Genomic DNA, 13,939 nt, shown 5'->3' on the forward strand with positions numbered 1-13,939 from the left:
CTGAAACCTATATGTGGTGGTAGTTTTACTTTTTCGATTTCACTGTGAATCAGTGACATGGAAAAAGTTTTTGCCAAAAAGCTAGAGTTTTTGCCCTATAAGGAGAATAAGTTCTTAATTTTGGATAAAGTCGAGCTTAGATAGAACAGAAGTGTAAAATTTGGAGTTGTAGCAGACATCGTTTGAGCAACAACGAAGAATGAATTTACAGTACTCTCTTCAATGAATAAATTTTTAGAAAAACTGCAACCTATCCAGGCTAATATTTTCATTCTAGCTGGTACTTCGATAGCCTACGCCCCTTCTCTCCATCTCCATCACACTTCCACAACTTATCCCACATCTACACATCCTTATCTTGTTGCTCTATCTCTATATAGCTAGGGAACCTGAACTCCATTAACGTACTTCAATACTTGTTCCGTTATTTCTGTTGTTTCACCCACAGTCTTCTTTGACTTTCTTTTGACTGTTCTTTCATTTCCAGTCTGCTTGTCTTCAGTGGATAGCTCAATGATAATAGTTCCGTCCGCAGGTATATCTGAACTTGAAAAAGACAATGTTTCACCCCCCACTATTCCCTTTAATTCACCATCTATCAGTTCCTCGACAATAACTTTTTGACTACAGGTAGATTTGAAACTAACTCGATTGACATTAGCCATAACTTGCTCCAGAAATATGTAGACAATTTGTGTTTGAGATGTATTTACCAATAACAGTTTATTTAATAGCTTGTCAACGGATTATAAAAAAGATCCAACTTTTCTTACTTAACTTACTTTCCTCAATTTTCTAGTTTTTATTTTTCTAATTGTTCCTATTTTTATTACGTTATACAAGTTTAATACTACGATTTTTCATAAAAGAAGATTGTCGGCTAGTCCTTGCCATTAGAGGATGTTTGAAAAGTCCCTATTGATGTATCAAATACTTTCATATCCCCCTAAATCCCCCTTCAAAAGGGGGACTTTGATTATAGTTCCCCCTTTTGAAGGGGTGTTAGGGGGGATCAATAAGTGCTTACAATCACAGCCAAAGACTTTTCAAACAACCTCTGAATACAAAAGTGAATTATCAATTAAAATTTCAAAGCTTAAATTTTAATTCAAACTTTAAACTCCTGGTAAAAATCGTTTATTTGTGAACACAGAAGTGACATGAGAAAAGTCAGGAGTCAGAATCCTCTGACTTCTGACTAATTTACCAAACAGATAATGAGGAGTGTACAATTAGGGTTACACTAGGTATTGGTTGAGCTACAACGAATATGAATTTGTAGCATTTTCTTCAGTCGACAAACTTCATAAAAACTACAACCTCTTCAGGCTAATATTTTTATGCTTGTTTTGATTTAAGTTCACTTTATCTCTTAGTAATCACACTTGCTATACTTCAATTTATTTGTTGAGTTCAGCAAAGCAATTACGCTAGAAAGGCTATAGGAGAATATCTAAAAGCGCAAATACAAGCGTTGCTGTAGAATTTTTCACAGCGTCGATTGCTGGTTGTGGTGCTCCTAGTCCTGTAAGTACTCCTCCGAGTATTCCTCCCCCCACTACTCCTTCTAATTCTTCCTCATTAATTTCCTCAAAAACAGCTTCTTGATTGTTTAGTTGTGTCAAACCATTAACGTTAGCCATAATTTCCTCCAGAAAGTTACTTAGGCATTTGTGCCTTTGATGTATTTAGAAATAGCAGTTTAATTAATAGCTTGTCAATAGCTTATACAAAAGATCCTACTTTTCTTACTTAACTCACTTAACCCACTTTTCCTACTTTTTGAATCCCATTTTTTCCTTTTCTTCATAACATCTTCATGATGTTAAACATCCTATCAAGACGCACAATTTTTATACCAAAGGAGGATGTTTTATATAAAATTTTGCTTGTCTAGTTGATATACTTCGAGTTTTTGTGTAAGGCGATAAGTCTACAGATAGAGTTCTGTACAAGTTACTTACACACAGCATAAAAAAAGAAATATAGCTTATATCAAAAGGCTGATTTCTGAATTTTCAATCAGCAATTTAGTATTGTTTGGTAGCTACAAAGCACTACAATATGTAACTTTCATCAGAAATAAGTTAAATCCCACTTTGCTTTTCTTCCTAACGTTTTCACGAGTCCAACACCCAATAAAAACGCACAAATTTCATAAGATAAAGTTATATAAAAGTTACTTACGCTCAGCATAAAAGAAGAAATATAGTTTATATCAAAAGGCTGATTTCTGAATTTCCAATCAGCAATTTAGTATTGTTTGATAACTACAAAGTACTACATTATGTAATTTTTATGTAGAAACAAGAAAGACTGCAAGAAGAGTATCTAGAATGTAGTGGCAAGACTAAAAAGTTGCAAAAAAATTGTGGGTTGGGGAGCCACTGTGGTGAAGCACTTACTATCTCGGCGGTGAGGCAGTAACGGGTACGCAGGGGTCTCACGCCACTTCCTATCCTGCGGGAAGGCGTTCCGCCTACAACGGGCGGAACCCCACCCCAATCGCTTCAACGGGGAATCCTCCGCACAGCGCTAGCTCCGCAAGGCAGTGGCTCGACTTGAGCGGACTGGCATCAAGTGGTGTTTGACGTAGTCTTAAGAAGATGGTGATTTGCGTTGACATGCTATGATGGCCAGGGAATACTTACATGTAAGACGGCTTGTCTTTAGACATTGCAGTTTCCAAATTCACATCATTTGAATACTGAAGCTATACTCAAATCTGTGAATAAATATCTGGAGAGGTGGCAGAGTGGTTGAATGCGACGCACTCGAAATGCGTTTTGGGGCAACTCAACGGGGGTTCGAATCCCCCCCTCTCCGTTTTTTTTAAATACCCTAACAGTGTAAAAGCCTGTTCAAGTTGCATCTTAGCTTTAAAACTGAACAAGCAATAATTTGATTCAGGAATATCTCCCTTGATGCATTTTTCAAGGATAGTGAATATTGCTTCAGTTTTAGATTGGGAAAAGTGAGCCTTTACCACGTTGCCATAACTGCGATCGCTACTCAATGATTACGAACAGTTCGGCGGAAACTTTCATCAGTTGAGGGTAGCCTCACGAATTAACAAATTTTGCTACACTCGGTTACATCAGACAGTGTTTTTGGATTGAGCATCGAATTATGTAAAAGTGCCATAGCTGTCTAGTTTTACTAGAAGTTATTTTTTTAAATTAATTTAATAATTAATCTATTCTTATTAATCTTGATATAGATATGTAAAATAAGTTTTTTTTGTTACAATATGAACTCGATATTTAAGATTCTGCTCAAGACAATATGTGCATCAAGTTTGTTTCAATAGCTATAAATTAAACTTGATATGTGAAACTGGAATCTTGAAAATGGTGCAAATATACCGAGGACTAGGATATGAAATTTGGCATTGATATCGGGCATAATTGTCCTCCAGATACTGGAGCTAGAGGAATAAAATTTGAAGATAATCTCACTATGGAGGTAGGTACTAAAGTTATAGCTAAGTTGAAAAGTTTGGGGCATGAAGTAATTTCGTGTAAGCCAGATAGAGCTGATACAGTAAAGGATTCGCTAGCACAAAGATGCAATAAAGCGAATGCTAACGGAGTGGAAATTTATGTCTCGATACATTTTAATGCTTTTAATGGGCAAGCTAATGGCACTGAAGTATATGCAACTAGTGACAAGGGTAGACAAATTGCCAAACCTGTATTAGATGAAATTGTCAAGTTAGGATTTTTTAATCGTGGCGTTAAGAGTGGTTCTCACTTATTTGTCCTGAAAAATACAAGTATGCCCGCAATTTTAATAGAAAGTTGCTTTATTGATTCCCAAAAGGATGTAAATCTATATAACGCTGAAGCGATTTCTAATGCGATCGTCAAAGGTTTAACTGGGAAATTACCCACTACTCCTGTTCCTCCGGTTCCGGATGATGAGCAGAATACAGATACCACAACGCTCAGATTGAAAAAATCCTTAAATCGACTAAAAATAACTGATAAAAATGGCAAGCCTTTAGTAGAAGATAACTCATTAGATGAGTTAACAAAATCTGCAATAGAGAAATTTCAAAATATTGCCGGGATTCAAGCAACAAGAGTTGCTGGGGAAACTACATGGAATGCAATTAATTTGATTTTAGCTAAACGCATCATCAGACCCAATCACGCTGGCGGTACTGTTGTGAGATATCTGCAATACCGTGTAGGTGTTGAGGTTGATGGTGTCTTTGGGCCTCAAACAGAAGCAGCTATTAAGACATTTCAAAGACAGAATGGTTTAGATGCCGATGGGATTGTAGGAGGAATGACCTGGCAAAAATTAATTGGTTAGTTAGACTCAAGAAGTATGAAGTGAGAACTTACCCGTATATGTCTCAAGAGCAAGTGGAGTGAAAAATTAAGTTTTAGGATATTTGTAACCCATCACTTCAGGTTAGAGTAATTTCATACTTCATACTTCAACCTTGAGTTTGTCTAACCACGATTTCGTTCTAGCAGCAGCATCATCATCAAACTTAACAAAATTTGCTGTTCTTCGCGATCGCTGATTCGATCCACCGCTTTGATAATAAATTTTCTGGAGAGGAAAGTGGGGATTTTCTCCAAACGCATGACAATCGTGCCATCAGCTCGGCTAATTAAATACACTGGATTGAAAACATAACCAGTGAACATACCCACAACTGGGATTTCTGCGAAGAGAGCATCAGCAATTTTTACCCACGGATTTTTCTCCTGGATGTTCAAAGTAGTCGTGTCGCCATCAAAGATGTCATAGCGCGCACGCCAAAGAGATTTCAACCCCCGTCGTTTTACCGAACCGATATAAGTACCGTTGCTATCGCTAAAGTCATAGCGTGCCGAGAAGTCGATGATGCGATCGGCTTTGATGTAGTATAGCGGACGAGTTTGTTCAGCATCGGCAAAGATTGTAATTGCTTCCTTGAGCTTGAAGAGTTTTTGTTTGACATAGAAAACCAAACTGCCTTGAGCATCAACAATAGACATTTGGGGTGCTAATGCCCAGAATTTAAAGGTGAGTTCCAGAGGATACTGCATAGTTTTGCGGAAAATCGGAGAATTATCACCCTATTAATCCCAATTCTAGGGACGAAGTAACAGGTGTTGTATAACAAACAGTGGAATAAATTTAGGGAGGCAGGGGAAGATATAAAAAATGGCGTTGCATAACAGTGGGATGAATTGGGGTAAGCAGGGGAGGCAGGGGAGGCAGGGGGAGAATTTTAGAAGTTGCTAAATCATCCCGCAACTATGCAACGCCTAAAAAATAACTACTGCCTGTTTCCTTCTAACTGCTGCCTTTCTTCAACTTCATCTTCATCTGTGACTGTGCAGCAGTTTAAAAAAAATTTGGGCAGAGGGTGCATAAACAAATAAAGGTCAACCTATTGAGTAAGTGAAGGGGTTGAAACCCAAGATACACAACAACACTGAAACTTTAGGAGCATGACCATGAAATTTCGCCACTTAACCAGTTCTTTGTTAACAGCTACCGCACTTGTGACCTCTACATTACCAGCTTTCGCCGGCCCGTTTGATGCTCAACCTGCTGGTATCTTCAAGCCAGTGAATGTCATTCCCGGAGCAGTTTTAGGAAATGGAACTGCCAAGACTCCTACTACTCCTACCGCACCCAGTAATCCAGTTGGCAATACTGAAGTCCAAGGATTAGGCGACCATCAATCTTGGGTCGATCCAAAAACCTTGGCAAATGACCCCCGCGCCCTATGTAGTGATGTTGGCTTAGGCAACAACACCAGCAGCAGTTCTACCAAACTTGCTCTAGCAAATTCTACTAGCACCCGTTCCAGTTCTTCTCGCAGCCATAATGATGGCGGTGGCGGTGGTGTTAGCTTCTTAGGTATTGGTGTTAGCGGCAGTGGTGCTAGCCAAGGTAGCCAAAATAACAGTGATTCTAAAGATCAACGCACCAACCGCAACGAAGAAAAAACCAATAGTTCTTCGACAGTAGTTCAAGGCAAGAATTGTGATGCTTTTGTGAACTCCGCCGCTGCCAGAGATATGAACTACGAAGATAATCTCACCCGCCGCTATGAAATTAAAACTGGTCGTCGTGGACAACAAGTCAACCAACTACTCGAAGATAAATAATTAGTCAGTTGTCAGATTTCTCATTGTCTCATTTGAACCCGTCATTTCAAAGTTGACAGTATAAGGTTTTGAATCGTTAATTTTTAATTTTTAATTGTCGAAACGCCGGGGTCAGCGCCCTGGCAATTGCTTTATTTCCCATTAGGAAAACTATGAAAAGCAAGCTAGGCACCTACAAACAATTGTTTACAACACAGGATAAAAATTCCTCTTCCATACTCCTTACTCGCCATTGCCCACTCCGTATTTTCAAGCTAGGTGGAAGAATTATTACTTTCAGTACAATGCTATTCCTATGTGTAATATCTTTAGCAAGTGCTGAGACACCATCTCGTACAATTCGTGATTCCCAAATCCTACCCTATTTATTGGATAATCCCAATGACAATTCATTGGTGAGAGTGCGTTGTGTTTCTAAAAGTAAGCAGGAAATAGATAGCAAGCGTCGTATCATCAGAGATAGTCTTTTAAGATCGGATGTTGGCGATGTCTATCGACAAGCCGCGTTGCGTCTACGCAATGAAACTGTCACCATTGAAATAGAGAGCAGTTGTCGCAATGTCAAAATCCGCGTGCAAGACGGCTCAGACTTTTCTGATTACCCGAACTACAATCCTCACTTAAATGACAATCATACTGAATTTGAGGATTCTTCTTGGCTAACCCGTGAAGGTTCGGGATGGTATTGGCTACTGCACCGTCGCTAATGAAAGAGTGTTGAGTGCTGAGTCAGGAGTTAGGAGTTATTCTCTTTGTCCCCGCGTCCCCATGTCCCCCTCATCCCCCTACTCCTAAAAAAACATTTATTATGGGTGATAATGATTATCCATAAGGTAGGACAAGAGGCATTTAGAGTATGGTAGCTGACGCAATCACAAATTCAGTTCCCGTTACTGTTCTGACTGGCTATTTGGGAGCAGGTAAAACGACCCTACTCAATCACATCCTCACCTACGAACACGGCAAAAAAGTTGCTGTGATTGTAAATGAATTTGGGGAAGTGGGCATTGATAATCAATTGATTATTGATGCAGATGAAGAAATATTTGAGATGAACAATGGCTGCATCTGTTGTACGGTGCGTGGTGATTTAATTCGCATCATCGGCAATTTAATGAAACGGCGTGATAAGTTTGACCATTTAGTAATTGAAACTACTGGATTGGCGGATCCTGCACCAGTAATTCAGACGTTCTTTGTAGATGAAGATTTGCAAGGACAAATGTCTTTAGATGCAGTGATTACAGTTGTAGATGCTAAACATATTTGGCAGCATTGGGATGCAGACGAAGCACAAGAGCAGATTGCCTTTGCTGATGTAATTTTACTTAATAAAACTGATTTGGTAGCGCCAGAAGAATTAGATGAATTAGAAAAGCGGATTCGGGCGATGAATGCTATGGCTAAAATCTACCGTACTCGTAACTCTGAACTAGAAATGGATGCCCTTTTGGGAGTGAAAGCTTTTGATTTAGACCGCGCTTTAGAAATCGATCCGAATTTCTTAGGTGAAGATGCCCACGAACATGATGAAAGCGTTTTTTCTGTGGCTTTAGTAGAAGCAGGCGCAGTCGATGGAGAAAAATTAAACGCTTGGCTTTCTGAATTACTGCGTACCCAAGGGCCAGATATCTTCCGGATGAAAGGAATTTTAAATATTGCCGGAGAGGATAATAGATTTGTGTTCCAAGGGGTGCATATGATATTTGATGGCAGACCAGATCGCCCCTGGAAACCAAACGAAACTCCTAAAAACGAACTAGTCTTCATTGGTCGCAATCTTGATGAAGCCCAACTCAAACAAGATTTTCGTGCTTGTCTAGCATAAAACAAGCAAGGGGAGATGGGGAAGCAAGGAAAGATAAGGGAGCAAAAAACAAATAATATTATCCCCCTCATCCCCCTCATCCCTTTCATCCCCCTCATCCTCAATCTCCCACAGCTATGAACTCTACAACTAGCAATTCCAAAGAATTTGAAGAATATTATTCAGGGACGCTTTCAGATTATGTAACTGCGATCGCTTGGTCACCACAAGGTAAAACTCTCGCAGCAACTTCCGCCGCTGGAGAAGTAGTGCTGTGGAATGATGGCGAACTCACAACCTTGCAGACTGGTAACAGTAAATCAGTAGACTGCCTTGCCTATTCGCCAGATGGCAAGTTTTTAGCCGTTGGCGGACAGGATGGACGAGTCAAAATCTGGCAGGAAACTGAATTAATTGCCACTTTAGAAAATGCCCCGGTATGGGTAGATAAGCTGGCTTGGAGTCACACTGGCAACCAACTAGCTTTTAGTTTGGGGCGTTACGTTCAAGTGTGGAATGCAGATACCCGCGAAATTGTCGTTACACTGAATTTTGATAACTCGTCAGTGTTGGGTATTGATTGGCGTAAGGATGGACAATACTTAGCTATTGCTGGTTACAAAGGAGTCAAGATTTGGCACAGTCAAGACTGGGATGCAGAACCATATATCTTGGCTATGCCAACTGTCAGCGTAGCAATGGCTTGGTCGCCCGATGGCAAATTCCTTGCTTCTGGCAACATGGATCGCAGCGTCACCGTTTTAGAATGGAACAATCCCGACCCTTGGGTAATGCGTGGATTCCCTGGTAAAATCCGCCAATTGGCATGGTCAGAAGCTACCACAAATCTAGGTGCGCCAATACTCGCATCTTCCAGTGTTGAAGGCATTGTAGTGTGGGAAAAGTTAGAAGATGACTCTTTAGGCTGGGAAGCGCAAGTTTTAACTAATCATGTGGATGCGATCGCTGCGATCGCCTTTGCACCCAAAAGCTTTGTTCTCGCTTCTGCTGCTGCTGATGGCTGGTTGTGTTTATGGAACGAAGCCAAGCAAGTATCCCAAATTATCACAGGTGTTTCAGCAGGTTTTTCCAGTCTAGCTTGGCATCCCCAAGACAAGTTTCTAGCCGCAGGCGGCGAAAAAGGTGAATTACTCCTATGGTCAAAAATGTAACGATGTCAAGGATTCTGACAAAGTTAAGCAATGCTAAGTAATCGAGGTTGAAGGTAGTCAATAAATTGGCTATGCTGTATCAACAATACTATTTAGATGTCAATTATGAAGATAATCAAATTGATTTTGCTTGCCTGTCCTGTGTTTCTCGCATCTATACTATTGATAGCCAATCCAGCCAAAGCATTAAGTATAAAATCTGCACCTGCTACACAAGCGATCGCGGTAGTATCTACGCAGCAAACTACTGACTTGGCAGCACCAAAGTTGACTTTGGCATCCAATCCTATCGGTGATGGACTTGGTTGCAATTGTGCTAGTTGCGTTCAGGCTAAATTACAAATGCTACAAGGCAAGCTGCCATCTGTCGGCTTTTGATATAGTTAGGAATTATAGATATTTTAGAGGCACAGCAATGCTGTGCCTTTATTGTGCTGAGTTAGGAGTTAGGAGAGACGCGACGCCAGTCGCTACAACGGGGGGAACCCCCGCAACGCGCTGGCTCATTAATCGCGTCTGTATAGGAGTTATACCATTTCCCAAAAATAATGATACAGATCCAAACCCAGAAACCTAGACTAAATGGGACTTTCTTAATTACGAATTACGAATTACGAATTACGAATTGGTATTAACAGTTATTTCTCCCTCATCTGCCTCTACTCTCTTATCACTAGTTGCCAGTTTTCCCAAAAATCCAACTAATTTGCCCTCGCAACAATTAAAATCTCACACCTTGCTAAACCACCGCTACAATTGCTTTAGATTCACGACTTGATTTGCAAAATCATCCCGCATGAGCAATACGCCGCATCACTACATTCCACACCTTAACCCGATCATTTCGGTTGATTTGCGACCTTTAGCGTAATTATTGCTTCAGCAGACGGTAAAAACCTGCACTACACTTTTTATTGGAAGCACTCACCAAAACAGTGCTGAGTAAAATGAAGCATATTGGGAAGGAATTGTAAGGGTTTTTCGGTCTGAAGCCTCCGCCTGGAGTCGAAAAGAAAAAGAAGCGAGTTCCTTATTCAATCTCCTAACTTTACTTTTGTTATGGTGTTTCACTCAGCACTACTGAATCTAGCATCGCTTTTTACCATTGTGCTTTTACCCGCAACCTTGGGACGCGCAAACACCTCAGCATTTACCAAGCAAGTTTTGAAATAGCATTTCACTCATCTCTTACTAATAATGATTATCATTTTTATAACTAGCAGGAGTTGATGATGTCAAAAAAATTACCATCAAATAATTCCCTACAAGCTGGCCTTGTTGCCTTGACAATTGGATTTGCTGGGTGTGGAAATCAAGCCGTAAGCACTTCTTTCACTCAAACCACCAGCATAAACGAGAATCTGCCCCAAGTCGTAGCAACCACAAGTGTGCTGTGTGACTTAATCAAACAGGTTGCCGAAAATACCATAAATCTCACCTGTTTGATTTCTCCAGGTCAAGATCCCCATGTCTATCAACCAAGTTTAGAAGACCGCAAAGCCATTGAGCAAGCTAATCTGATTCTTTACAATGGCTACAATTTTGAACCAGGATTGATCGGAATAATTAAAGCAACTAAAAACTCTACACCCAAAATAGCCGTTGCTCAACTTGCGGTTCCTAAGCCACAGCAATTTCGCCAAGCTGGCCGAAGAGTCACTGACCCTCATATTTGGCACAATGCCAAGAATACTATCAGTATGGTGGAGGTAATTAGCAACAACCTGAAGAAATTAGAACCTAGCAATGCAGCAACTTATAGTGACAATACACGCCAAATCAAAAATCAACTAATCCAGATGGATAGTTGGATAAAGTCAAGAATTGCTAGTATTCCCAGCAAACAACGCAAATTAATCACAACCCACAATGCACTAGGTTATTACGCCAAAGCATACGGTCTTTCGTTGGCAGGGGCAATAGAAGGTATAAGTACTGGGAGAAAACCAACATCTACACAAATGAAAAATTTGGTGAAAAACATTCAGCAGGCTAAAATACCAACAATTTTTGCAGAGACGACAATGAATCCTGAGTTAATTCAATCCGTAGCTCAAGAGGTGGAAGTGAAAGTTTCAGAAAAAGAACTGTATACTGATGGACTTGGGGAATCCAGAAGCGATGGAGACACCTACCAGAAAATGATGGTTTCCAATACACGCACAATTGTAGAAGGGTTGGGAGGGACTTACTTAAGATTTAAAGCAAAAGAACGTTAGTAGTCCAAGCATGGTGAGAGGAGATGCGGTTCAGTGCAGAGCGGTTTTCAAGGGCTTAAACTGCATCATGACTAATCTTGTAGTCTAGGCAATAAAAAGCTATGCAGTCTAATTAGTAATTATACGTAAATTTTCTCAAGTCACAAGTTAAAGGAGCCAGCACACTGGCTCCTTTGCTTAATCACCTTTACTGAATCAATGCTCTAAAAGCGATAGCCTAATCCTGCTTGGAAACTAACAGCATCAGCATCGCTGTTCTTATAAGCGTCAATACCCCATTTCGCATCACCATAGGCAATGATATTTTTGGCAACTAATGATTCCGCACCAAGAGTAACTACAGGTGCATTCTCATTACCTAACGGAGTATTTTTACCTTCGTCCGTGACAAAAGAGTAACCACCACCGAAGTAAACGTTAGTATTTTTGGCGATGGGCATATCGTAAGTCACTATAGGCATAATTGCTGTGGCATCGCCCCCAAACAAAACCGCACCCCGAAGTGAAACAGGCGCATTGGGAATAGCGTAGCGTCCTTGGACGTTGCCACCAAATTGAGCGTCATCATCACCTTGTCCGCCGCTAGTTGCACCAGCGGAAATACCAGCACCGATATAGTTACTGTTCGTACCCGCTGTTCCGGCTGTTTGAGCAGAAGCAATTCCCGCTGAGAGGATAATAGAAGCAACAGTAAGGAAAGAAGCAGCTAAAGTTTTAAGTTTCATAGGTTTCTCTTTACTAGAATTAAGTTCAATTAATGTTCTCTAGTACTAGAGTCACCTTTTTAAAGGTCTTTCACCCTCCTGCACTTGGTTCACCCTGTAAGGTTAAAAATTTTTCACCTAATTGGGTGAACTCACTATGCAATTCAAATGGCAGCTATTTTTTTAAGAAACGCTGGCGCATACGAATTACAAAAGTATCCACTTCTGGGATTTTCATCCATGAGGCGATCGCACCAAACACCACAATCCCGACTAAGCTTGATATGCACAATTGCAACAGCAAAATTAGTAAACCTTCTTTACCTAACACCTGTTGACAACCAACCAAAGTCGCGTAACTTGCCATCCCAGCTACTACACTACCCGCAGTCAAACCCAGAATTGGCATTGTCCACTCTCGCCAAGGTAAACCATTCAGCTTGCGATCGAGCAACCACAACAGCATCAACATTGAGCTACAATTTACACCCACTGTTGCTAACACCAAACCGGGAGCGCCAAAAGGTTTAACTAAAATCCAATCGAGTCCAGCATTCAGGAAGATGTTAAAAGTACTGATACGAAAAGGTGTCTGTCCATCGCCTAGGGCGTAAAACACCCGCACCAAGACATCACGCCCCAAATAGGCAAACATGCCAATTCCGTAGAAAATTAGCAAGGATGACACCAACTCTGTAGCGTCTTGCTTAAAAGCACCGCGTTGATATACTACCTGAACAATGGGGACAGCTAGCGCTACCATGAGCGCTCCCAGAGGTAGCATGGTGACAGCACTCAGCAAAAGTCCTTGGCGAATGCGTAATTTTAGGTCGTACCAATTTTCTGGGTTAGCAAGTTTGGCGAATATTGGTAATAACGGCAGCAAAATGATGTTAGAAATAATTCCTAAAGGAGTTTGCACTAGCAAATTAGCATAGTTAAAGCCAGCAGCAGCACCAGGGATAGGGCTAGCGAAGTAAAGGACTGTAGCAAAGTTAATAGGCATCATGCCCGAGGAAATGGTCGCCGGAGTCATGATTCTAATCACTTCTTGAACGCTAGGGGATTTAAAATCAAACCGCAGCCGTAACGTGCCGAGTCCTAACCGCCACTGAGCAACTAACTGCACCAGCCATTGGAGAATTGCTCCTGCCAAGGTTCCCCAAGCCAATACCATACCACCGATAAAAGCGTATTCTGGCTTGATAATATCCTTGCCATGTTGCAAAAGCATGATACCAATACCAACAATCACGGTGATACTGGATAACAAAGGACTGATGGAGAGCAACCAATATTGATTGGCTGCATTGAGAGTACCGAAGCCAATGCCAATTAATCCCGAAAATAAAGCCATCGGTGCCATAATCTGGATCTGCTGGATAGCGATACCTCTGGTTGTGGCATCCAAGCCATGACCCACCAAATCAATAATTTCATCTGCCAAGAACATCTGAGCAAATGTCACCAGCAACAGCAATCCTCCCACCAGTGTTGTCACTGTTTCTACTAAAGGAGCCGCCTCTTCTTGCCTGCGCTTGGCTAAAACACTGACGACCGCACTGTGTAATGGGCCATTCACACCGCCTAGTAATATTAATAGAAAGCCAGGAATCACATAGGCGTAACTATATGCAGTGGCAGCCGCACCAACACCAAAAGCGGCAGCGATCGCCAGCTGCCGCACTAAACCAACAACTTTACTAATGAATGTGGCTGCGGCAACAATGCCAGCAATCCCAGCGAAAGAACGAGACGGTGTTTGCTCTTGATTAGTCACGAAGAATACCTGACAACTCTGCTAGAGTGCATATCTCTTGAATATTTAACCTGAAATCTCCAGGACTGTCAGGTTAAATTTGCCAAATTAGTCATGAGCTTTTAGTCTCATGGCAATAATTTTAAGTGCGTTGGC

The 13,939-nt window shown here is 41.0% G+C and carries 12 protein-coding genes and 1 tRNA gene; 8 read left to right on the forward strand and 5 right to left on the reverse strand.

The window, feature by feature from the left end; all coding sequences use genetic code 11:
- Positions 1–380: 380 nt before the first annotated feature.
- Positions 381–665 carry a hypothetical protein gene (locus RMY31_RS00340; RefSeq protein WP_322666559.1) on the reverse strand — a complete coding sequence of 95 codons (285 nt, stop codon included), beginning with the start codon at positions 663–665 and terminating at the stop codon, positions 381–383.
- Between the two features lie 774 nt (positions 666–1,439).
- Positions 1,440–1,643: a hypothetical protein gene (locus RMY31_RS00345; protein WP_322666561.1), complete on the reverse strand. Its 204-nt coding sequence runs from the start codon at positions 1,641–1,643 to the stop codon at positions 1,440–1,442.
- A 1,098-nt stretch (positions 1,644–2,741) separates the two neighbouring features.
- Between RMY31_RS00345 and RMY31_RS00350 the strand changes: the two genes are divergently transcribed.
- A tRNA-Ser gene (locus tag RMY31_RS00350) sits at positions 2,742–2,826 on the forward strand.
- 552 nt (positions 2,827–3,378) lie between these two features.
- On the forward strand, positions 3,379–4,320 hold the full coding sequence (locus RMY31_RS00355; protein ID WP_322666563.1) for an N-acetylmuramoyl-L-alanine amidase: 942 nt from the start codon (positions 3,379–3,381) through the stop codon (positions 4,318–4,320).
- Between the two features lie 143 nt (positions 4,321–4,463).
- Here RMY31_RS00355 and RMY31_RS00360 read toward each other — a convergent pair whose 3' ends face one another.
- On the reverse strand, positions 4,464–5,048 hold the full coding sequence (locus RMY31_RS00360) for a hypothetical protein (protein WP_322666565.1): 585 nt from the start codon (positions 5,046–5,048) through the stop codon (positions 4,464–4,466).
- 414 nt (positions 5,049–5,462) lie between these two features.
- Between RMY31_RS00360 and RMY31_RS00365 the strand changes: the two genes are divergently transcribed.
- The 6 genes from RMY31_RS00365 (at position 5,463) to RMY31_RS00390 (ending at position 11,320) form a co-directional block, all read left to right on the forward strand.
- Positions 5,463–6,122, forward strand: a complete 660-nt coding sequence (locus tag RMY31_RS00365) for a hypothetical protein (protein WP_322666567.1) — start codon at positions 5,463–5,465, stop codon at positions 6,120–6,122.
- Positions 6,123–6,274: 152 nt separating this feature from the next.
- Complete coding sequence (locus RMY31_RS00370; RefSeq protein WP_322666569.1) at positions 6,275–6,829, forward strand: hypothetical protein; 555 nt, start codon at positions 6,275–6,277, stop codon at positions 6,827–6,829.
- Positions 6,830–6,978: 149 nt separating this feature from the next.
- On the forward strand, positions 6,979–7,950 hold the full coding sequence (locus RMY31_RS00375) for a GTP-binding protein (protein WP_322666571.1): 972 nt from the start codon (positions 6,979–6,981) through the stop codon (positions 7,948–7,950).
- A gap of 116 nt (positions 7,951–8,066) precedes the next feature.
- A complete protein-coding gene (locus RMY31_RS00380; RefSeq protein ID WP_322666573.1) occupies positions 8,067–9,101 on the forward strand; it encodes a WD40 repeat domain-containing protein in 1,035 nt (344 codons plus the stop codon).
- Positions 9,102–9,206: 105 nt separating this feature from the next.
- Entirely contained in the window at positions 9,207–9,479 is a 273-nt protein-coding gene (locus RMY31_RS00385) for a hypothetical protein (RefSeq protein ID WP_322666575.1), read from the forward strand.
- Positions 9,480–10,333: 854 nt separating this feature from the next.
- Positions 10,334–11,320 (forward strand): metal ABC transporter solute-binding protein, Zn/Mn family, encoded by a 987-nt coding sequence (locus tag RMY31_RS00390; RefSeq protein ID WP_322666583.1) that lies wholly within the window; start codon positions 10,334–10,336, stop codon positions 11,318–11,320.
- 203 nt (positions 11,321–11,523) lie between these two features.
- On the opposite strand, the gene RMY31_RS00395 is transcribed toward RMY31_RS00390, so the two are convergent.
- On the reverse strand, positions 11,524–12,045 hold the full coding sequence (locus RMY31_RS00395) for an outer membrane beta-barrel protein (RefSeq protein WP_322666577.1): 522 nt from the start codon (positions 12,043–12,045) through the stop codon (positions 11,524–11,526).
- 154 nt (positions 12,046–12,199) lie between these two features.
- Positions 12,200–13,804 (reverse strand): murein biosynthesis integral membrane protein MurJ, encoded by a 1,605-nt coding sequence (murJ, locus tag RMY31_RS00400; RefSeq protein WP_322666579.1) that lies wholly within the window; start codon positions 13,802–13,804, stop codon positions 12,200–12,202.
- Between the last annotated feature and the right edge of the window lie 135 nt (positions 13,805–13,939).

This window comes from Dendronalium sp. ChiSLP03b (assembly GCF_034531165.2).
Taxonomy (GTDB): Bacteria; Cyanobacteriota; Cyanobacteriia; order Cyanobacteriales; family Nostocaceae; genus Dendronalium; species Dendronalium minutum.